The sequence below is a fragment of the Notoacmeibacter ruber genome (assembly GCF_003668555.1).
Classification (GTDB): Bacteria; Pseudomonadota; Alphaproteobacteria; order Rhizobiales; family Rhizobiaceae; genus Notoacmeibacter; species Notoacmeibacter ruber.
In genome coordinates this window covers 202,714-223,226 of sequence record NZ_RCWN01000001.1, presented here as the reverse complement: position 1 = coordinate 223,226, position 20,513 = coordinate 202,714, and the positions used below count along the sequence as shown (strand labels likewise).

Genomic DNA, 20,513 nt, shown 5'->3' with positions numbered 1-20,513 from the left:
CCAGGTCAAGCCATTGAAATTTAAAATTATTTACTGGACGAAACCTCCGGGGTGCGTACAGGTGCGGGCGGCGCGGTCATGACCGGCCGCCATGGCTTCTGGAATGGGTGACTGGTTCATACGGGCAGCGAGGAACCCTGCGATGTAGCTGTCGCCAGCTCCCGTCGTATCGATTGCCTTGGTCGATGGCGCTTCGGCGCGAAAGATCTGGCCGTCGATCAGCGCCAGACTGCCGCGGCTGCCAAGTGTGATAACGGCGCTTTCCGCGCCGCTCTCAACGAGACCTTGTGCACGGCTTTGCGCCTCAGCCGCACGATCTTCCGGCAGGGAGGCGAAGGCGATGCTCAGCCCTTCCACGCCGATATCGTCCGCCGAGAGCGCATTGACGCTGATATCCTGCGACAGGGACATTCCGAGCTTGGAAAGATGACGCCGGGCGGCACCCCCATCATTGAGCCAGCCTATATGGATGTGGCGTGCGTCCGTCATGGCGCTCATCATGTCCGGCGACGGCGTCCAGCCGGTGCAAGCGCCGAAATCCTCGCTCAGGATCGTCCGGTCGCCATCCGGTGCGATGTGCAATTTCGAAATGGATGTCGGCAGGGAGACGCGCTCAAGCCAGCCGGTATTCACACCGTTTGCTGCCAGCGCATCGGCCACGCGATCGCCATCTGCCTCACCCTCAGGGCCGACCGCTCCGGCATAGGCTGTGCGAAGACCCGCCTGCGCAGCCTGTATCGCAACGTTTACGGCATTGCCGCCGACGAGAATCGCCTCGGTCAGGCCCGAAAGCCTGTCGATGCAATTGTCGCCTATCGCGATAAGGTCGAAGCGCGGGCTCATCCGATCGTGGTCCCGCGAGACGGAAGCCTGTCCACCAGATCGTGCCAGGCGAGGACCGGACGGCGGTACCAGGTCTGACCGTGGAAGAAGGGCTTCGAATTGAAAGGAACCTGATCAAGCCCGGTTTCGCCGCCGGGCTGGCCGAGCATCTTTCGGGCAAGTGCACGACCAAGATAGGCAGACATCGCTACGCCCGTGCCGTTATAGCCGATCGCATAACCGATCCGCCCGTGCAGCCCGACGTGAGGCAGGTGGCTGAAGGTTGCCCCGACCCAGCCGGACCAGACATGGTCGATGGAGATATCTTCAAGCTGCGGGAAGATGCGCAGCAGGTTCGAATGGGCCCGCGGATAGCAGGCGGCGAGATTATCGGGATCGACCGGCACGACCGTGCCCATCATCACGCGGTCGCCCGAAGGCGTCGGGCGGTGATATGAGACGTTCATGCGCGAATCGTAGACCATCGACGCACGGGGGTAGAGCGCGCTCACCTCGGATTTCGGCATCGGACGGGTCGCCATGACGACCGAGGCCAGCGAGACAATTCGCCGTTCCATCCATTTCGACGCGCCGTCCGTATAGCCATCCGTGCCCATCACGACATGCTCGGCGCGGACGGCTTTGCCATTGGCGTTGAGCGTGATGTGGTCGCCCTGATCCTCGATCTCCGTTGCCCGGCACGCGGGAACGATCCGGACACCTTCGGCAAGGACCAGTCTCACCAGTTCCGCAACGAGCTTGCCGGGATGCACGCTTGCCCAGTCAGGCAGGTGAACGCCGCCATGATAGTGAGAACTGTCGATGAACTCACCGACGCGCTCCTGCGGCACCATCTCGGCTTGCGTACCGATCTTCTGCTGCAATTCACCGAAGGCCTTCAGGCCGCGAAGGCGGTCTTTGCGATGAGCCCCGATGAAATGGCCACAGACAGCGTAGTCGCAGGCAATGGCTTCCTCGCGAACGAACTGGCGGAAATACTGGTGCGATTCCAGACCCGTACCAAGAATCCGCATCGCGCCGTCTTCGCCATATTCCTTTGCCAGCTCGTCCAGTTCTCGGTGTATCTGCGACGAGACCTGACCGCCATTACGGGTAGAACATCCATGGCCGACGTCTCCAGCGTCGATAATGACGACCTTGCGGCCGCCTCTCGCCAGATGAAGCGCCGTGTTCAGGCCCGAATAGCCGGACCCGACCACGACAACATCTTCCCGAGGCTCCACATGAGCCGCCGGAATGGCCGGCAGGGCCATTTCGGCGCGCCAGAGCGGCGTATCGGAAACCTTCGCGAAGTGATCAAAAGACATGATGCGCCTCAATAGGCCACGCGGCGGTAGTAGCGGCGTGTCTCCAGAGGATGGTCTCGAAGATGCTCCAGATGAGCGGAAAGGCGCTCCAGCATCGTGGCGAGCATGGCCGGCGCCAGCAGCGCCCGCAGTTCCGCCGACAGGCCTTCAGTTTCCATTTCGCGGGTGTCGAGCACGATCAGCCGATCGGTATGTCCTTTGGTAAAACTGACGACGCGCTCCGCCAGGGGACGGGTTTCATCTTCGCCCTGGAAAACTATGACGCTGACACCCTTCTCCACCAGTTCGAGCGTGCCATGGAAGAAATCGGACGCATGGACCGGACGGGTGCGGATCCACTGCATCTCTTCCAGGATGCACATTCCGTAGTAATAGGCCTCGGTCCAAACGGGGCCGTGACCGGTGATGATGTGGTAGGTGTCGGACTGGATCTCTCTGGCGAGAGCGGCGGCACGCGGTTCGAATGCTTCCTTGATTTTCAGAAGCTGCGCGGGCAGCGCGTCCAGTTCGCCCATGAGTGCGGCGTAATCGTCGCGTTCGCCGCGCGCGTTCATCGCACCAAGCGCAGCAGCGAGCGACATTGCGTAGAACATCTCGCAGGATGTGTCGTCCTGCGCGTAGTTGACGAAGCAATGATCGGCCCTCTGGGCAAGCGGGGTATTGGCATGACCGACAAGGGTGATTACCGTGGCGCCCTTGGCCTTTACGTAATCGAGCGCCTCGATGCTTTCCTTCGTCGTACCCGATAGGGAAGGCATGATGACGATGGAACCCGCACCCAGCGCCTTGTGGCCGGTCAGCACGATTTCCGCGCACAGCACGTTATAGCAGGGCATCGCACTTTCGCGGATCATCAGATCGGCCGCTGGCTGCATCAGGATGCCCGCGCCTCCGGAGCCCATGAAGAAGAGACCGTCGGCGCCCTCCGCGACAAGTGTGCGAACCAGATCGCCCAATGCCTTGGCGGCATCACAGGCTCCCGTCTCGATGCGTACGAAACGCTCAGGGTCGAAATTGAACATGAATTGACTTCCTTTTTTACGCTGTCAGAGACGACGGCCAGTCTCGGCCGAAAACAGATGCGCAAGGCCAGGCTGGACCCGACATGAGAGTTGATCGCCCGCCGCGATGGGCAGATTGCCGTCGAGCTGGATGGTGATCTGCTGGCCATCGGCTGTCTGGCTCAGGGCGAAGCTGACACCGCCCAGCCTTTCGCAGGCGACCACGTCCAGAAGCGGCTCTGTGCCAGGGGATGGCTCCAGCACCGGCTCAAGATGCTCCGGTCGGATACCCAGTGTGACATCCTCACCAATAGCGGGAGCCGCATCGACCTCGACCACCGTTTCCATGCCGGCCGCTTCGACCCGCACCGTGGGGCCGTCCACATCGGTGACGCGGGCGTTCAGGAGATTCATCTTCGGGCTGCCGATGAAACCGGCGACGAAAGCGTTGGCGGGCTTGCGATAGATCTCGAGCGGCGCGCCCGTCTGTTCGATCAGACCATCACGCATGATGACGATCTTGTCGGCGAGCGTCATCGCTTCCACCTGATCGTGGGTCACATAAACCATCGTGGCCTGCAATTGACGGTGCAACCGCGCCAGTTCCACGCGCATCTGCAGGCGCAGGCCCGCATCCAGATTGGAAAGCGGCTCGTCGAAAAGAAAGACCTTCGGTTCGCGCACAATGGCGCGGCCGATGGCGACGCGCTGACGCTGACCGCCCGACAATTCCTTTGGCATACGGTCCAGGAGCGGGGTCAACTGAAGGATATCCGCCGCCTCGGCGATCTTCGCCTCGCGTTCCTTTTTCGATAGCCCGGCCACTTTCAGGCCGAACTCCATGTTCTGTCGAACGCTCTTGTGCGGATAGAGCGCATAGGACTGGAAAACCATCGAGATGCCGCGCTTGGAGGCCTTCACCTCGTTCATCCGCTCGCCATCGATGACGAGAGCTCCGCCATCGATCTCCTCGAGCCCCGCAATCATACGAAGCAGAGTGGATTTGCCGCAGCCCGAAGGGCCGAGCAGCACGACGAATTCGCGCTTGGCGATGTCGATATCGATGCCGCGAACCGCCTCGAACGCGCCGAAATTCTTCCGAATGTCCGAAATCTGCATATAGCTCATGGAAGGATTCCTTATTTCACCGCGCCCTGGGTCAGGCCGCCGATGAACTGTTTCTGGAGGAGCAGGAAGGTTGCCAGGATCGGGATGATCGACAGGGCCAGACCGGCCATCATCACCCCGTAATCGGCGCGCAAGGCGACGGCGAAACTCATCACGCCGATGGTTACGGTCTTGACACTGTCGCTCTCCACGAAGGTCAGCGCGAAGATGAATTCGTTCCAGACACGCATTGCTGCGATCAGCCCTGCGGATGCCAGAACAGGCTTGCTGAGCGGCAGGTAGATGGAGCGGAAGACGAGGCTTTCGCTGGCGCCATCCATTAGCGCGGCTTCGCGCAGGTCGAGCGGAATGCCCAGCATGTAGGCGCGGATCAGAAAGGTCGTGAAGGGAAGACCGAAGGCAACGTTCGGAAGGATCAGCGCGAAATAGGTGTTGTAGATCTCGGTCACCGCCATCACCTTGAACAGCGGGAACAGGCTGACTTCAGGCGGCAGGATCATGCCGCCGAGGATCGCCATGTAGATCGCGATCTTCGCCTTGAAATCCATCACGACGAGGGCATAGGCGGCCATCGAGGCGAGCATCAGTTCGATCGCCACCGTTGCCACCGCGACCACGACGGAATTGAACAGATAGCGCGAGATTCCGTAGCCCCACGCTGTGGTGAAGTTCCCGTAGCGCCATGTTTCCGGCAACGCCCAAGACGACTGAAAGAGCTCATTGGTCGACTTGAAGGCGTTCAGGAACAGCCAGATCATCGGATAGACGCAGACCACGGAGAGCGCGAGGAAGGCGCCCCACAGCAGGATGCGGTTTGCGATGGCTCCGGCGCCAATGCCACGCAGATGCTGCCCAGAAGAGGCCGACGACATCGTTGTTTCGGTCATCTCAATGGTCCTTCTGCAATTTGATCTGGACCACGCCGATGGTCAGCGCGATGAAGAAGATGACCGTTGCGATCGAGGAGGAGTAGCCGATCGTGTCGTCACGGAAGGCGGCGCGATACATCAACGTGCCCAGCACTTCGGAAGAGTGATTCGGGCCGCCGGCGGTCATCACCCAGACAATGTCGAAAACCTTCAACGAGCCCAGGATGGTGATGATGGTGACGATGAGAATGGTCTCCCGGGCACCGGGAACGGTCAGGTTGAAGAATATCCTCGCGCCGGACGCGCCTTCGAGTTCCATCGCTTCGTAGAGATCGCGCGGGATGGCACGGATGGCGACCATGAAGAGCGCCATGATGTAGCCGGTCCACTGCCACTGAGAGACCATGATGACGGTGAAAATTGCGGTGTCGGGATCGCCGAGCCAGGCACGCGACCATTCACCCAGCCCCATCTCCCAGAGCGCCTGGTCGATCAGCCCCATGGTCGGTGCCAGAAGAAGCTGCCAGATCAGACCGACTACGACGACCGGCAGGATCGATGGTAAAAACAGCATTGTACGGAAGCTGTTGGCCGCGAAACTCGGGAATATCTTCGCTTCCAGCACCGCGGCCAGGGTCAGCGCGAAGGCGACCTGAAAGATAACCGAGATAACGGCGTAAGCGATGTTGTTGGTCAGTGCCGTGATGAAAAGCGGATCGCCAAAGAGTTGGCTGTAATTGGCAAGACCGACAAAGGTCTTGCTCTGCGACATCGCCGAAAAGGAGAACAGGCTGTAGCGGATGTTGGCAAGGGCGGGGCCGTACACGAACAGCACCAGAAACAGCAGCGTGGGCGCGACCCAGAGCCAGCCCGTCAGGCTTTGGCGAAATGTTGCGGTGGGGCGGCGGGACATGCGTGACGATCCTTCGGAAATGCCTTCGGAGACTGCGGCCGGAAGGGCGGGAGAAACCAGTTTCCCTCCCGGCCGAGTCAGAGTGTAGAGGTCAGCGGGTTTCCTGAACCTGCAGAGCGGCTTCGCGAACGTCAGCCATCACCTTTTCCGGCTCGGCATTGCCCGAAAGGAGCGCCTGACCGGCAGCCAGGATGATATTGGCCGATTGCGTATCCATGTCGGTATCGAGCCACAGCGCCATGCCGTCGGCTTCTTCGAGCCGCTCAAGACCTGCCACGACTTCTTCACTGGCGGTCTCGTCCGTCACCGAACCGATCACGGCCGATGTCATACCGGTCGTCTTGACGTATTCCTTCGCCTGTTCGGGCGAGGTGATGAAGTTGAGGAAGTCCAGCGCTTCATCGGCGACGTCGGTATCGGCGGAGATCAGGAAGCCTTCCGGCGCGCCGGTCAGCAGGTTCTGGTCACCTTCGGCACCTTCCACCGGCGGAAGAGCGAAGAACCCCCAGCCGGCTTCTTCGAGCGCCGATCCCGGCACCATGTAGAACTCGACCAGCTCGACATACATCATTGCCGTGCGCCCGGCGAAGAATGATCCGCGTGCAGCCGCATGAGGCAGCGCATTGACGCCGCGATTAAAGTATTCGCCGAGCTTCTGATATTGCTCCAGCGCGGTCACATAACCCGGATGGGTGTAGAGATTTTCCGGGTCGGAAAGAAGCTGATAGTCGGCCGTACGGACATCGCTCGGTACATATTTGGCGAAAAGGTCGCCAATATAGTGCGTCGCAGCCCAGGGTGCCTGGTTGCCATAGGCGATCGGTGTGACGCCGTTTTCGTTGAGCGTATCGAGAAGATCGACGAACTCGGCGAAGGTTTCCGGCTCCTTCAAGCCGTTCTCTTCGAAGATCTCCTTATTGTAGACCATGTATTTGGCGTTCACATTGTTCGGAACGCCAAACTGCTTGCCTTCGAAGCGCAGCGGATCGAGAGCGGCCTCGGAAAAGCGGCCCTCCCATTCGGAGCCCTTCAGAGCGTCCGTCAGATCATAGGTGCGGCCGTCGCGGGCAAATTTGCGGCCGAACTCTCCCGACCATGAAAAGAAGATATCCGGCACCTGGTCAGAGGCCATGAGGACGCGGATCTTGTCCTTGTAGGGCTCATCGGCAACGGCTTCCATCTGAATGTCGATGTCCGGGTGGGACTCTTCATAGGCGGCGACGGCCGCTTGGAAGAACTCCATGCTTTCCGGCTCGGGATATTTGTGCAGAAATGTGACGGCGGTCTTGTCCTGTGCAAATGCGGCGCCCGAGGCCAGCATGGCGGAAAGGGCTGTGGCGGTGAGTAGCTTGTTCATTGCGGTCTCCCTGCTCCTTTGATGACGCCAGAGGGCCCCATCCAAATAGACCATTAACTGGTTCTATTGGTATATAGCTAAGCGTACCAATCGAGAAGCTGCAAGCGAAAAATTTGCAGAACTTATCGATTTTTTCAGGGAAAAGCCGATTTCGTGCGCCGCATCTAGGCATCTCTCATTGCGCCACAATCCATCTTGGTATAGTCCAGATAAGACGATATTCGGCGGAATACGCCGTTTGATGCCCATTTCAGCGGGACGCCGAAAAGGAAAATTGTACCAATGCTGCCTCATGCGCCCGATCCGTCCCATACCAATGGCCGCATCCGTGGCGCGGTGGAAAAGCGAGCCGAAGACCTGCTCCGCCGCCTCATATCCGAGCTCGGTATGTCCTCCGGCGACCGAATTCCCTCCGAGCGGGTTCTTGCTGAGCGGTTCGATATCTCGCGGATGACCGTGCGCAAGGCGATCCAACACATGGTCGATGAAGGCCAGTTGGAGCGACGCGGGACGGCCGGCACTTACATTCCCGATCTTGCTGTCGTCCGCCCACTCTCGAAGCGTTTTTCAACGGCCATTTCGGAAGTGGTGGGCCGGCGCGGCAAGCAGCCCGGAGCCCGTCTTCTGTTTTTCGAACAGGCACGGGCCGATGCCAATGTCGCGCGCCGGCTGCATCTGGAGGAAGGCGAGCCTGTCATTATGATCAAACGGCTGCGCCTGTCGGACGCCAAGCCGTTTTGCGTCGAGACATCCTATCTGCCGTCTGAAATGGTCCCGGGGCTCGTCGCGGCCGACCTGATCAACGCACCATCGCTCTACGCGCTGCTCCGTGACCGCTATGGCATGACCTTCGGAAAGTCAGACTTCCATGTGTCAGTCGCTCCGGCACCCGAGACCGAGGCGGACCTGCTGGAACTGCCGGTCAGCGAGGCATGCTTGTTGATGCGCTCCGTGGTCTATGATGTCAGCGACCGCCCGGTCGAAATACTGATCTCCTGGAACCACCCGGACCGTGTGGCCTTCGAATCCCTTCAGGCTGACGGCAATTCCCTCGAAAGCGTCTATACCGACTGGACCACGGTGAACCGCTCGGCGGAGACGGCCTCCTCGCCGAAATAGGACGCCAGACCGCGTCCGCCTTCCAGGGCAGCAGAATGGCGCACTGACAAGTGTGAAGGCCTGAACGTGAGAGACCGGCAATAAAAAAGGGCGCCAGCGGCGCCCTTTTCTGTCTGACGGAAGATCAGCCGATCAGTCGGCGTTTTCCCGGTTCTTTTCCTGCTTCGGCTTTTCCTGGCCGGTCTCCTGGTCGACGACCTTCATCGACAGGCGGACCTTGCCGCGCTCGTCGAAGCCCATCAGCTTGACGTAGACCTTGTCGCCTTCCTTGACGACGTCGGTTGTCTTACCGACCCGCTCTTCAGCGAGCTGGCTGATGTGAACGAGGCCGTCACGCGGGCCGAAGAAGTTCACGAACGCACCGAAATCGGCAGTCTTGACGACCGTGCCCTCATAGATCTCGCCGACTTCCGGCTCAGCCGTGATCGAGTGAATCCACTTCTTGGCGGCCTCGATTTCCTTGCCGTTGGAGGAGGCGATCTTGACGGTGCCATCATCCTCGATGTTGATCTTCGCGCCCGTCTTCTCGACGATCTCGCGGATCACCTTGCCGCCCGTACCGATGACGTCACGGATCTTGTCGGTCGGGATGTTCATCACTTCGATGCGCGGCGCGAACTCACCAACCTGATCGCGGCCCTCGGAGATGGCCTTGGCCATTTCGCCGAGAATATGGATACGGCCATCCTTGGCCTGTCCGAGCGCGACCTTCATGATCTCTTCGGTGATGCCGTCGATCTTGATGTCCATCTGCAGGGACGTGATGCCCTCGGACGTACCGGCGACCTTGAAATCCATATCGCCGAGATGATCCTCGTCACCGAGAATGTCGGAGAGAACCGCATAGCGGTCGTCTTCCTTGATCAGGCCCATCGCGATACCGGCCACCGGCGCGGAGAGCGGGACGCCCGCATCCATCAGCGCCAGCGAAGTGCCGCAGACGGTCGCCATGGAGGACGAACCGTTGGATTCAGTGATCTCGGAAACAACGCGCAGCGTATAGGGGAACTGCTCCTGTTCGGGCAGCAGCGGGTGGACGGCGCGCCATGCCAGCTTGCCATGCCCGATCTCACGGCGGCCCGGCGAACCCATGCGGCCGGTCTCACCGACGCTGTAGGGCGGGAAGTTGTAGTGGAGCATGAAACGCTCCTTGTATGTGCCGGTCAAAGCATCGACGAACTGTTCGTCTTCGCCGGTGCCGAGCGTGGCGACCACGACGGCCTGGGTCTCACCGCGGGTAAAGACAGCCGAGCCGTGGGTGCGCGGGAAAACGCCGACTTCCGAGACGATCGGACGGACCGTCTGAAGATCGCGGCCGTCGATGCGGCTGCCATCGTCAAGAATGTTCCAGCGAACGACGCGAGCCTGAAGGGCCTTGAACGCATCGGCGATCTGCTGCGGCGTGTATTCGCCTTCTTCGTCGCTATCTTCGGCCGGAAGGTACTTTTCCTTGACCTTTGCCTTGGCCGCGTCGACGGCGGCATAACGCTCGCCCTTGTCGGTGATGCGGTACGCAGCGCGCAGATCACTCTCGATGAAGGCCAGCATGTCGTTTTCAAGCGCGGAATTGTCCGCAGCCTTGTGCTCGCGCGGCTCTTTCGCAGCCACTTCGGCCAGCTTGATGATCGCATCGATCACCGGCTGGAACTGCTTGTGGCCGAACATGACGGCGCCAAGCATCGTCTCTTCGTCGAGCTGATCGGCTTCCGATTCCACCATCAGGACGGCGTCGTTCGTGCCGGCAACGATCAGGTCGAGATCGCTCTCTTCCATCTCGTCGATGTGCGGGTTCAGGACATATTCGCCATCGATATAGCCGACGCGCGCGCCGCCGATCGGGCCCATGAAGGGAACGCCGGAAAGCGTCAGCGCTGCCGAAGCGGCGACCATCGCCAGAATATCGGGATTGTTCTCAAGATCGTGCTGCAACACGGTCAGGACGACCTGCGTGTCGTTCTTGTAGCCGTCTGCGAAAAGCGGGCGGATCGGGCGGTCGATCAGGCGCGATGTCAGGGTCTCGTTTTCCGACGGACGGCCTTCACGCTTGAAGAAGCCACCCGGAATCTTGCCCGCGGCAAATGCTTTTTCCTGATAGTTGACGGTCAGCGGGAAAAAGTCGAAGCCGGGCTTCGGCTCCTTTGCGGAGACGACCGTGGCAAGCACGACGCTTTCGCCATAGGTCGCGACGACCGCGCCATCGGCCTGGCGTGCAACCTTGCCCGTTTCGAGAATAAGCGGACGACCGCCCCACTCGATTTCGACCTTGTGGTGTTCAAACATATAGTCTTCTTTCATCTTGCTTCGGCTGGCATTCAGGGCGTCAAACGCCACTATGCGGGCCGTTCATGGTGTTCGGGCAGGCCACGGGCAAGACAACGGGAGGCTTCTTTGCAATGGCCGGTTGGACCGGCGGAAGCATCCTGCAATCCTGCCCCGTGACAGGCCTTCGGATGGTCTTCGGTTCGCGGCGCTGACGCCGCGCTCCTCTTCCAATATGGGAACGGCCCCGCCGCAATGAAAGCGAGGGGCCGTTTCACGAGCCGTGATTAGCGGCGGATACCAAGGCTCTGGATGAGCTTGCGATAGCGCTCCTCATCCTTCTTCTTGACGTAATCCAGCAGGCTACGGCGGGTCGAGACGAGCTTGAGCAGACCACGGCGGGAATGGTTGTCCTTCTTGTGGCCCTTGAAATGCTCGGTCAGGTTGGTGATGCGCTCGGTCAGGATCGCGACCTGGACTTCCGGCGAACCCGTGTCACCTTCGGCGGTTGCGTATTCCTTGATGAGCTCAGCCTTGCGCTCGGCGGTAATCGACATCGTGTTATCCTTTCAAACTCTGGAGGATCAGGTCGCCCCGGCCGGGATGTCGTCCAGTCAGGGCCATGACAAATAGCCGGAGAGGTTCAAACCTCACCGGCCAATGCGTTGCCTATAGGCCAATTGTGACAGAAATGGAAGGCGCTGCGAGGCTGAAAGATGGCGTCGGGCTTCATCCCCTCAGTCGCGGCCGAGCCATCCCTTCCGCCGGAAGTACCAGATCAACCCGAGGGCGACGACCAGCATCAGGCCGAGCGCGGTCGGATAGCCGAAATAGAGGCTGAGTTCAGGCATATTCCAGGGCGAGACATCGGGATTGAAATTCATCCCCCAGAGGCCCGCCAGAAAGCCCAGCGGAATGAAGATGGTCGAGACGATCGTCAAGAGGTTCACGACTTCGTTGGTCCGCGCCGATGCCAGGCTCATGTGCAGCTCGATGAGACCGGTCAGCGTGTCGCGGCTCGTCTCGCTCATCTCGAGAAGCTGAATGGCGTGATCCTGCGTATCGGTCAGGAAGCGTTGCGTGTCATCCGACAAATGGTCGCTGTCCGTTCGAACCAGAGCCGCAATCGCATCCCGCATAGGCCAGAGCGTCCGCTGCAATTGCCTGACCTCGCGCCGCATTTCGTACATGCGGGTCAGTTGGTCCTGCTCGGCATATTCGAGCACCTCGTCCTCGATGAGGTCGATTTCTTCACTTCGGTCTTCCAGGAGCGGGAAATAGGCATCCACGATCGCGTCGATCAGCGCGTAGGCGAGATAGTCCGCATCCCTTTCGAAAAGGCGCTTTCCGCCGGCATCGATGCGCTTTCGAACCGGATCGAACACATCGCCGGGTCGCTCCTGGAAGGTAACGACGTAGTTGCGGTTAAAAAAGATCGAGACCTGTTCGCGGGACGCTTCGTGGCGACGGTCGAGCATCGGCAGCACGACGAAAACATGATCCTCGTGGAACTCGACCTTCGGACGCTGACCGACATTCAGCACATCCTCGCGCGCCAGCGGGTGGAAGCCGAATGCTTCACCGATCCGATCCACCAGCTCGACGTTAGCGAGACCGGTGCAATCGAGCCAGATCTTCGACCATTCCCGCCTTGCCCCGACGATGTCAGAAAGATCGACGTTTCTGATGACTTCGTGCTGTCCGTCATCGCCGAGCGTGCGGAGTGTCAATTCGGGCGGATGGGCATCAGGATCGGCAATGAGCGTGCCGGGCGCCGCACCGACAGGCGCGCGCCGGATGACGTCCTTGCGTTTCTTGCGTCTGCCCCGCCGGGGCTTCTTATCGATCGTTTCCGACAACTCCGCCATGATCGCCCGATCCCCACCTTTTCCGATAGGCCAAAGAAAGCGCAAAAATGCCGGAAGGAAAGGCCGCAGCCTTCTCAGCTATGCGTGAAGACGCGTTTTGGCTGAAATTGGCCGGCAGCAATCACGCCAAGCGCAACGAGCCGCCCCCGGTTCGTCACGAACGCCTCATCGGCCTCGGTCGGAGCATCCCGCCCGCGTATGATGACGGAATTGCCAAGCCGCACGCGACTGGCCGCATCATCGTTGAGCGCGACATGAGGAAGATCTTCAAGCGCCGCCGCGGTCTCGATCAGCAGCTTGTCGAGCGCAGCGAAGCGGTCCACGCGCGGCCGCTCTGCAGGTTCTTCGCCTCGTTCGCGGGCTGCATCATCCTCGGCGACAACAGCCTCGACGGCCTTGTCGCCCTCACCTCTCGCGGCCTCCAACTCGTCGAGCGTGACGAGGTCGTCCTCCACGAAAGGAGCCACCTCGACGCGGCGCAGTTCGCTGATATGGCCGAAACATCCGAGCTGGCGGCCCATATCACGTGCCAGAGAGCGCACATAAGTGCCCTTGCCGCATTCGACCTCCAGAACGGTGGTGCCGGCCGCTTCGTCCATGTCGATGATTTCGAGCTGATCGATCTCGACTTCTCTGGCGGGGATTTCAACTTCATCGCCGCCACGCGCAACATTATAGGCGCGTTCACCGTCAATCTTGATTGCCGAGAATTGCGGCGGCACCTGCATGATCACGCCCCGATAATCCGGCAGGATCGCCTCGACCTCTTCGCGGGTGGGACGCTTGTCGGAGCGATCCGTCACTTCACCTTCCAGATCATCCGTGGAACGCTCCTCGCCCCAGCTCACGGTGAAACGATAGACCTTGATGCCATCCATGACGAAGGGCACCGTCTTGGTGGCTTCGCCGAGAGCGATCGGCAGCATCCCCGAAGCGAGCGGGTCGAGCGTGCCCGCATGGCCGGCCTTTTCGGCGTTGAAGAGCCACTTGATCTTGGCCACCGCCTCGGTGGAGCCCATGCCGAAAGGCTTGTCGAGAATAACCCAGCCACTGACCGGACGGCCCCTCTTCTTCTGGCGCGGTCCCTTGCCTCTCGGCTTGCCGCCTCGCCGATTCCGATTCTCATTGCTCATTCGTCATTCTCCTCGCCGCCCTCGTCGAAACGGTCGAGATCGCGAGCCACTTCCGGGCTACGCAAAACGCTTTCGATACGGCTGAAATTGTCGAAGCTGGTGTCCGTGCGAAAACGAAAGTCGGGCATGTATTTCATGTGCTTCAGCGAGGATGAGACGCGGCCGCGGATGAAACTGCGATGACGCGCCAAGGCCTTGACGATCTCGTCGCCATTATCGCTGCCCATCGGGGTGATATAGACGGTCGCGATCTTCAGGTCCGGGCTCATTGCCACCTCGGACACGGAGATGACGGTGCCTTCTAGCACAGGATCGACAATTTCGCCGCGCTGGAGAAGCTCGGCCACGGCGTGGCGCACCTGTTCACCAACGCGCAACTGCCGCTGGCTGGGGCCCTTCTTACTATCGAAACGGGACATGACGGCCTTCCCTGATGGGTGGCGACGGCACGGGATGGAACCGGGCCGACAAGAAACGAGGCGGCGCTATAGCGAAGCCAAGCCGCTTTGGCCAGTCACTTACGGAATCTCATCACAACAATGGTTCGCTGGCCCTCGCCCCGTCAGTCCGCAATCGCGGCACCCTGCTCGAAAGACAAACGCGGCAGCCGCTTAAAATCCGGCGGCGTCATATATCCCAGGTTGCACAGCCAACTCGACCGCCAGGCGCCTCGCTCCGGGTGGCCTTCGAAAAATTCCGCATCGACACCATCTGCCCTGAATCCGCCGATCGGACCGCAATCGAGACCGAGCCCGCGCGCGGCAATCATCATATATGCACCCTGCAAGGATGAGTTGAGCATCACGTGCTTGTCAAACTTTTCGGGGTTTTCGGAGAGGGTATCAAAGCTGTTGGCGCGGTCAGGAAAAAGAACCGACATCTTTGTATGGAAATCGGTGTCATAGCCGACAATCACCGTCCAAGGCGCTTTTTCGGTCTTGTCACGGTTCTTCTCGCTGACATGGGGAAGGAGCCGACTCTTCGCGTCCGAACCGCGACGAATGAAGAGAAAGCGGGCTGGCGCACTGTTGCTGGCCGTAGGCCCCATCTTGGTCAGATCATAAAGACGGTGGATCGTCTCTTCCGGCACGTCCTCGTCAGTAAAGCCATTGGCCGTGCGGGCATCGAGGAAGAGGAGGTTGAGTGCCTCGTCTGGAAGCTTTTTCATATCGGAAAAAATTCTCTCATCGCTGCAATTCGAGCGTAGGTGGGTCGCGGCAGTGAACCCGCCAGCCTTCAATTTCGAAACAGGCTGTTCAACGCTTCGCGACATCCGTTTTGCCATGTGAAGGAACGCCGCCGCCCGAGTCGGCGTTCGGCCCACAACCAAAAGGAGTACCCGATGAGCCAGAGTCTCACGACGATCAACCCTACAACCGAGGAGGAACTGAACACCTATCCGCTGATGAGCGATCAGGAAGCCTTTGACGCGGTCGAGGCTTGCCACAAGGCCTTTCTCGACTGGCGGCACAGAAGCCTTGAGGATCGCGCGAAAGTCATTGCGGCGATCGGCGAGGAGTTGAAGAGCCGGACCGACGATTTTGCTCAGCTGATGACCGATGAGGTCGGCAAACTGCTGAAAGACAGCAAGCAGGAGGTGCAGCTTTGCGCCGGCATATGCGCATACACGGCGAAGACCGGACCGACGGAACTCGCCGATGAAGAGCGGGACATTCAAGGTGGCAAGAAGGGTATCGTGACCTATTCGCCCATCGGGGTCATCTATGGCATCCAGCCTTGGAACTTCCCCTGTTACCAGGCCGTCCGCTACGCCATCGCCAATCTGATGGCGGGCAATGGCGTGCTCCTCAAGCATGCGGAAAACTGCACCGGCAGCGGGCTCCTGCTCAAGGAAATCTTCGAGAGTGCAGGCCTGCCGAAGGACCTCTTCACCGTTCTCGTCATCGATCATGATCAGTCGGACAAGATCATCCAGCATGGTCGCGTTCGCGGCGTCACGCTTACCGGCAGCGACAAAGCGGGCCGCATCGTCGCAAAACAGGCTGCAGAGGCTCTGAAAAAGACGGTTCTGGAGCTTGGCTCTAACGACGCCTATCTTGTGCTGGACGATGCCGATCTCGATCTGGCTGTCGAGACGTGCGCAACAGGCCGCATCTACAATAATGGCCAGACCTGCGTGAATGCGAAACGGTTTGTCGTGACGGACAAGGTTTACGACGAATTCGTCGACCGCTTCGTCGAAAAGATGAGCAAGCTCGAGACCGGCGATCCCAACAAGGAATCGACTCCGCTCGGTCCGATGGCACGTGGCGATCTGCGCGACACATTGCATGAGCAGGTTCAGGAGAGCGTCGCCAAGGGTGCGGCGATCCGCTGCGGCGGCGCTATCCCCGAGGGCAAGGGCTACTTCTACCCGTCGACCGTTCTGGTCGATGTGGAGCCGGGTCAGCCCGCCTATGACGACGAGCTTTTCGGACCCGTCGCCTCGGTTATTCGCGCCAAGGATGATGAGGATGCCATGCGCATCGCCAATGACAGCCGCTATGGCCTAGGCGGCGGTATCTTCTCGAAAGATGAAGAGCGCGCGATCGAACTGGCGAAGACCTATTTCGACACCGGCATGGTCCATATCAACCGCTTCGGCGTAGCTCTGCCCAACATGCCGTTCGGTGGCGTGAAGGACTCCGGCTATGGCCGCGAGCATGGCGGTTTCGGCATGAAAGAGTTCGTCAATGCGAAGGCGGTGTTCGTCGCCTGATCGCAGGACGATCTTCGATGGCTTGAACAAGAAAGGGCGGAGCCTCGCGGCTCCGCCCTTTTCATTGGTGCGTTATTCATCACCACCGAGACCGGCATGATGTCAGAGTCATGTGGCGCTGGAAGGCGGGCCGTGATGAGCGCTGAATGATCGCCCCGACCATTCTTCGATCAGCGTTGCGACATCATCATCGTTCAACGGCGGTTCGATGGCCCGCTTCGGCAGGACAAAGGCGTGGTGACGGGCTATCCAGAACAAAAAACGCTCCCCGTCATCTTGCAAAGAAAGCACGCCGCTCCAAGGCGTCCTGTTTTCCTGTCCGCGGACACGATGGAGAAGACCCCAGGACCGCAGATCGAGTTCGACGGGCACGTCGATCATCTCCCGCTGGGTGAGATAGCCATTCCAGAACCCGTTGATGAACTCGCGGACCGGTCGGTGGGTGAGCCAACCTGTCAGAGCGCCGGCGGCGACCGACCCTACGAGAATGGCGGCTCCGAGAAGTTCCTTTTCCCCGTCGCCTGAAAGCAGATCGAAGCTGAAAAGAAGGCCGACAAAAAGGCCGATGAGGGCGGCGAAAACGATATAGGGTGCGCGACCCACGAGCTCCCTACGGGAATAGCGTACAGCAATATGATCATTGGCAGTCAGGCGGAAAGAGAAGCTCAGCGCTTTCTCTCTCCCGTCCTGACGCCAAGGCGAAGCCGGAACGGTTGCATTCATCGGTCGCGCCCCCGGCCAAATCGATCGAGATCAGAGCGAACGCGCGATCTCTTCGACCGTGAAGCACTCGATGACATCGCCTTCGCGGATGTCCTCGTAATTCTCGAACGCCATGCCGCATTCCTGACCCGACTGGACTTCCGAGACCTCGTCCTTGAACCGCTTCAGCGTCTTCAGCTTGCCGGTATGAATGACGACATTGTCGCGCAGCAGACGGACGCCGGACCCGCGGGCAACGCGGCCTTCCGTTACGCGGCAGCCTGCCACCTTGCCGACCTTGGTGATGTTGAAGACCTCGAGGATTTCGGCATAACCGATGAAGGTCTCGCGCATCTCCGGCGACAGCAAGCCGCTCATGGCCGCTTTCACGTCATCCACCAGATCGTAGATGATGTTGTAATAGCGGATTTCGATGCCGTTCTGCTCGGCCGCGTCGCGCGCCTGTTTGTTGGCACGGACGTTGAAGGCGATGATCGCGGCATCGGAGGCTTCCGCCAGACTGATATCGCTTTCGGTAATCGCGCCGGCGCCGGCATGGACGACGCGCACCTGCACTTCGTCATTACCGACCTTCTCCAGCGCGCCGATAATCGCCTCGGCCGAACCCTGCACGTCTGCCTTGATGAGCAGCGGGAATTCCGTGATCTGGTTGGCCTGGGCCTGCGCCATCATCTGTTCGAGCGAACCGCGCGATCCGGCCTGGCGTGCCACCTGCTTCTCGCGGGCAAGACGCTGGCGGTAATCAGAGATTTCACGTGCCCGGGCTTCGTTCTCGACCACCGCGAGACGATCGCCCGCTTGCGGCGTGCCGGAAAGGCCGAGGATCTCGACCGGCATGGACGGTCCCGCTTCCTTGAGCTGTTGCCCGGTGCTGTCGATCAGAGCGCGGACCTTGCCCCACTCATTACCGGCCACCACGATGTCACCTGTGCGCAGCGTTCCGGCCTGGACCAGAACCGTTGCAACGGAGCCGCGCCCCTTGTCGAGCTGGGCTTCCACGACCGAGCCTTCGGCGGGACGGTTCGGGTTTGCCTTCAGATCGAGCAGTTCGGACTGAAGCAGGATCGCTTCGAGAAGGCCGTCGAGATTGGTCTTCTTCGTCGCAGAGACTTCGACGTCCAGAACCTCGCCGCCCATGCTTTCCACGAAGACTTCGTGCTGCAGGAGCTCCGTACGAACCTTGTTTGCGTCGGCTGCGGGTTTGTCGACCTTGTTGATCGCGACAATGATCGGCACGCCGGCTGCCTTGGCGTGATTGATGGATTCGATGGTCTGCGGCATGACGCTGTCATCCGCGGCGACCACCAGAATGGCGATATCGGTCACCTCGGCGCCGCGAGCACGCATCGCCGTAAAGGCGGCGTGACCGGGCGTATCGATGAAGGTGATCTTCTGACCGTCCTTCTCGACCTGATAGGCACCGATGTGCTGCGTGATGCCGCCGGCCTCGCCGGAGACCACATTGGCTTCGCGGATCGCATCGAGAAGAGACGTCTTGCCGTGATCGACGTGCCCCATGATGGTCACGACGGCCGGGCGCGACTGCATATCCTCGGCATTGTCCTCGACATCGTGCAGGCCGAGTTCGATATCGCTTTCGGAGACGCGCTTGACGCTGTGACCCATTTCGGTCGCGATCAGTTCGGCCGTGTCGGCATCGATGATGTCGCCTGGCTTCAGCATCTGTCCCTGCTGCATCATGAGCTTGACGACGTCGACGGCCCGTTCTGCCATGCGCTGCGCAAGATCCTGCACCGAGATGGTCTCAGGCAGGGTCACCTCACGCATGACCTTTTCCCGCTGACCGGACTGCTGGCCACCACGGCGCGCCTTTTCCTGACGACGACGCATGGACGATAGCGAACGGCCGCGACCCTCCTCGTCGTTCAAAGCGCGGTTGAGCGTCAGCTTGCCGGAACGGCGGCGATTATCGTCGCTGCGCGGCTTGGCCGGGGTGCGAAGAAGCTCCGCATCACGGGCTTTCGGCTCCTTGCGGGGCGTCGGCGCCTGACGGCCTGCCGGCTGGCGAACTTCGGCCTCGGCATCGAAATCTGGCTTGCTTTCCTTGCGGGCCACATCTTCGGTGCGCTTGCCGCCGCGCTTTTCCTCGACCACGGCCTTGGCTTCCGCTTCGGCGCGCAGACGCGCGGCCTCTTCGGCAGCGACGCGTTCAGCCTCGACACGCTCGGCCTCGCGGCGCGCATCTTCTTCGGCCAGACGACGAGCTTCCTCTTCGGCGGCCTGACGCTCTTCGACCTCACGGGCCTTCGCTTCTTCCAGAGCGCGGGCGCGCGCTTCCATTTCGGCGCTCGAGAGCCGTCCAGCGCTACTGCCCTTGCCGGCAGGGCGCTTCGACTGCTGCGATGCAGCCACTGCCGGACGCTTGGGCGGCGGCGTCTTGGCTTCGGCCTTCGGCGCGGCCTCTGCCGGCGCCTGGTCATCCCTGGCCTTTTCGTCAGGACGCGTAAATTTGCGCTTCTTTGTCTCGACGACGACAGCCTTGCTCCGACCGTGGCTGAAATTCTGCCGCACCGTGCCGGACTGATTGCCGGACGGGCGCAGACCGAGCTTCGGTCGAGCCTTAAGGGTCGTCTTGTCGTCGTTCTTGTCTTCGCTCATTCCGTTTCCTTCGTTGCGGCTTCGTCCGCAGTTCCTTCATGCTCCGTCGGGCCTTCCCGATAGAGCGCCAGCGCGGCTATGCGCTCGAATGCCGCCTGCCCGGCCGGATGGCCAAGCACGGCAGCATGTATCACACTTCCCGCCCCCAATGCCAAACCCAATTGTTCGGCATCGAAAAGTCGGTAAATCGGCACGTGCGGCCCACCCAGATGAAGGGTCGCGCGGGCTGCCTGTTCCATCTTGCGCAGACCATCGGTCGCGCCGTCCTTCGCGTGGAGAACACAAAACGCTTCGCCGGAGCGGATTTTCGCCTCGGTCTTCGACGCGCCGGCCACGGCCCGGCCCGCCTTTCGCGCCAGCCCCAGGGCTCCCAAGGCCCGATCATGGAGAAGTCGGTCGACTTTGTCAGCCAGATCGGCGGGCACGTCGACTGCCGCTTTGAGAGCGCGGGAAAAGGCGCGGCGCTTTACCGCTTCTTCTATATATCGGCGTTCGGCGCGCACCCAGCAACCCCTGCCGGGCAAAGAACCCTTCAGATCGGGAACAATGGTCCCCTCAGGTCCCGCGACGAAGCGCAGCAGAGCGTCACCACGCTCTGCCTTCGCTCGCGTCACAATGCATGTGCGGGTCGCCATCGCTTCCAATCAGCTTCTCC

The 20,513-nt window shown here is 60.6% G+C and carries 18 protein-coding genes; 2 read left to right on the top strand and 16 right to left on the bottom strand.

Annotated elements, in window-relative coordinates:
* Nucleotides 1-30: 30 nt before the first annotated feature.
* The 7 genes from D8780_RS01050 to D8780_RS01020 all read right to left on the bottom strand — a co-directional run bounded on the left by D8780_RS01050 (nt 31) and on the right by D8780_RS01020 (nt 7,418).
* A complete protein-coding gene (locus tag D8780_RS01050) occupies nt 31-843 on the bottom strand; it encodes a PfkB family carbohydrate kinase (protein ID WP_121643971.1) in 813 nt (270 codons plus the stop codon).
* Nucleotides 840-2,150, bottom strand: coding sequence for an NAD(P)/FAD-dependent oxidoreductase (locus tag D8780_RS01045; RefSeq protein ID WP_121643970.1), 1,311 nt, complete (start codon nt 2,148-2,150; stop codon nt 840-842). The genes D8780_RS01050 and D8780_RS01045 overlap by 4 nt, the downstream gene beginning before the upstream one ends.
* A gap of 8 nt (nt 2,151-2,158) precedes the next feature.
* On the bottom strand, nt 2,159-3,172 hold the full coding sequence (locus tag D8780_RS01040; protein ID WP_121643969.1) for an SIS domain-containing protein: 1,014 nt from the start codon (nt 3,170-3,172) through the stop codon (nt 2,159-2,161).
* A gap of 24 nt (nt 3,173-3,196) precedes the next feature.
* Nucleotides 3,197-4,279 (bottom strand): ABC transporter ATP-binding protein, encoded by a 1,083-nt coding sequence (locus D8780_RS01035; protein ID WP_121643968.1) that lies wholly within the window; start codon nt 4,277-4,279, stop codon nt 3,197-3,199.
* Nucleotides 4,280-4,290: 11 nt separating this feature from the next.
* Nucleotides 4,291-5,166: a carbohydrate ABC transporter permease gene (locus D8780_RS01030; protein ID WP_121643967.1), complete on the bottom strand. Its 876-nt coding sequence runs from the start codon at nt 5,164-5,166 to the stop codon at nt 4,291-4,293.
* Between the two features lies 1 nt (nt 5,167).
* Complete coding sequence (locus D8780_RS01025) at nt 5,168-6,061, bottom strand: carbohydrate ABC transporter permease (RefSeq protein ID WP_121643966.1); 894 nt, start codon at nt 6,059-6,061, stop codon at nt 5,168-5,170.
* Between the two features lie 91 nt (nt 6,062-6,152).
* Nucleotides 6,153-7,418: an ABC transporter substrate-binding protein gene (locus tag D8780_RS01020; protein WP_158598404.1), complete on the bottom strand. Its 1,266-nt coding sequence runs from the start codon at nt 7,416-7,418 to the stop codon at nt 6,153-6,155.
* A 282-nt stretch (nt 7,419-7,700) separates the two neighbouring features.
* On the opposite strand from D8780_RS01020, the gene D8780_RS01015 reads away from it, so the two are divergent.
* Complete coding sequence (locus D8780_RS01015) at nt 7,701-8,537, top strand: GntR family transcriptional regulator (protein ID WP_121643964.1); 837 nt, start codon at nt 7,701-7,703, stop codon at nt 8,535-8,537.
* A gap of 132 nt (nt 8,538-8,669) precedes the next feature.
* Here the strand turns inward: D8780_RS01015 and pnp are convergent, their stop codons facing one another.
* The 6 genes from pnp to D8780_RS00985 all read right to left on the bottom strand — a co-directional run bounded on the left by pnp (nt 8,670) and on the right by D8780_RS00985 (nt 14,965).
* A complete protein-coding gene (gene pnp, locus D8780_RS01010; RefSeq protein ID WP_121646277.1) occupies nt 8,670-10,817 on the bottom strand; it encodes a polyribonucleotide nucleotidyltransferase in 2,148 nt (715 codons plus the stop codon).
* Between the two features lie 266 nt (nt 10,818-11,083).
* Nucleotides 11,084-11,353 carry a 30S ribosomal protein S15 gene (gene rpsO / locus D8780_RS01005; RefSeq protein ID WP_094075801.1) on the bottom strand — a complete coding sequence of 90 codons (270 nt, stop codon included), beginning with the start codon at nt 11,351-11,353 and terminating at the stop codon, nt 11,084-11,086.
* Between the two features lie 180 nt (nt 11,354-11,533).
* A complete protein-coding gene (gene corA, locus D8780_RS01000; RefSeq protein WP_121643963.1) occupies nt 11,534-12,664 on the bottom strand; it encodes a magnesium/cobalt transporter CorA in 1,131 nt (376 codons plus the stop codon).
* A gap of 74 nt (nt 12,665-12,738) precedes the next feature.
* Entirely contained in the window at nt 12,739-13,797 is a 1,059-nt protein-coding gene (gene truB, locus D8780_RS00995; protein WP_121643962.1) for a tRNA pseudouridine(55) synthase TruB, read from the bottom strand.
* A complete protein-coding gene (gene rbfA, locus D8780_RS00990; protein ID WP_121643961.1) occupies nt 13,794-14,216 on the bottom strand; it encodes a 30S ribosome-binding factor RbfA in 423 nt (140 codons plus the stop codon). Before rbfA ends, truB begins: the two co-directional genes overlap by 4 nt.
* A 143-nt stretch (nt 14,217-14,359) precedes the next feature.
* A complete protein-coding gene (locus tag D8780_RS00985; RefSeq protein WP_121646276.1) occupies nt 14,360-14,965 on the bottom strand; it encodes a malonic semialdehyde reductase in 606 nt (201 codons plus the stop codon).
* Between the two features lie 174 nt (nt 14,966-15,139).
* Between D8780_RS00985 and D8780_RS00980 the strand changes: the two genes are divergently transcribed.
* Nucleotides 15,140-16,516, top strand: coding sequence for an NAD-dependent succinate-semialdehyde dehydrogenase (locus tag D8780_RS00980; RefSeq protein ID WP_121643960.1), 1,377 nt, complete (start codon nt 15,140-15,142; stop codon nt 16,514-16,516).
* Between the two features lie 108 nt (nt 16,517-16,624).
* Here D8780_RS00980 and D8780_RS00975 read toward each other — a convergent pair whose 3' ends face one another.
* Genes D8780_RS00975 through D8780_RS00965 form a run of 3 tightly spaced genes read right to left on the bottom strand, consistent with a single transcriptional unit; the run spans nt 16,625 to nt 20,493 of the window.
* Nucleotides 16,625-17,239 (bottom strand): YcxB family protein, encoded by a 615-nt coding sequence (locus D8780_RS00975; RefSeq protein WP_121643959.1) that lies wholly within the window; start codon nt 17,237-17,239, stop codon nt 16,625-16,627.
* Nucleotides 17,240-17,269: 30 nt separating this feature from the next.
* Complete coding sequence (gene infB / locus D8780_RS00970; protein ID WP_121643958.1) at nt 17,270-19,858, bottom strand: translation initiation factor IF-2; 2,589 nt, start codon at nt 19,856-19,858, stop codon at nt 17,270-17,272.
* Nucleotides 19,855-20,493 (bottom strand): RNA-binding protein, encoded by a 639-nt coding sequence (locus D8780_RS00965; protein ID WP_121646275.1) that lies wholly within the window; start codon nt 20,491-20,493, stop codon nt 19,855-19,857. Before D8780_RS00965 ends, infB begins: the two co-directional genes overlap by 4 nt.
* Nucleotides 20,494-20,513 lie beyond the last annotated feature (20 nt).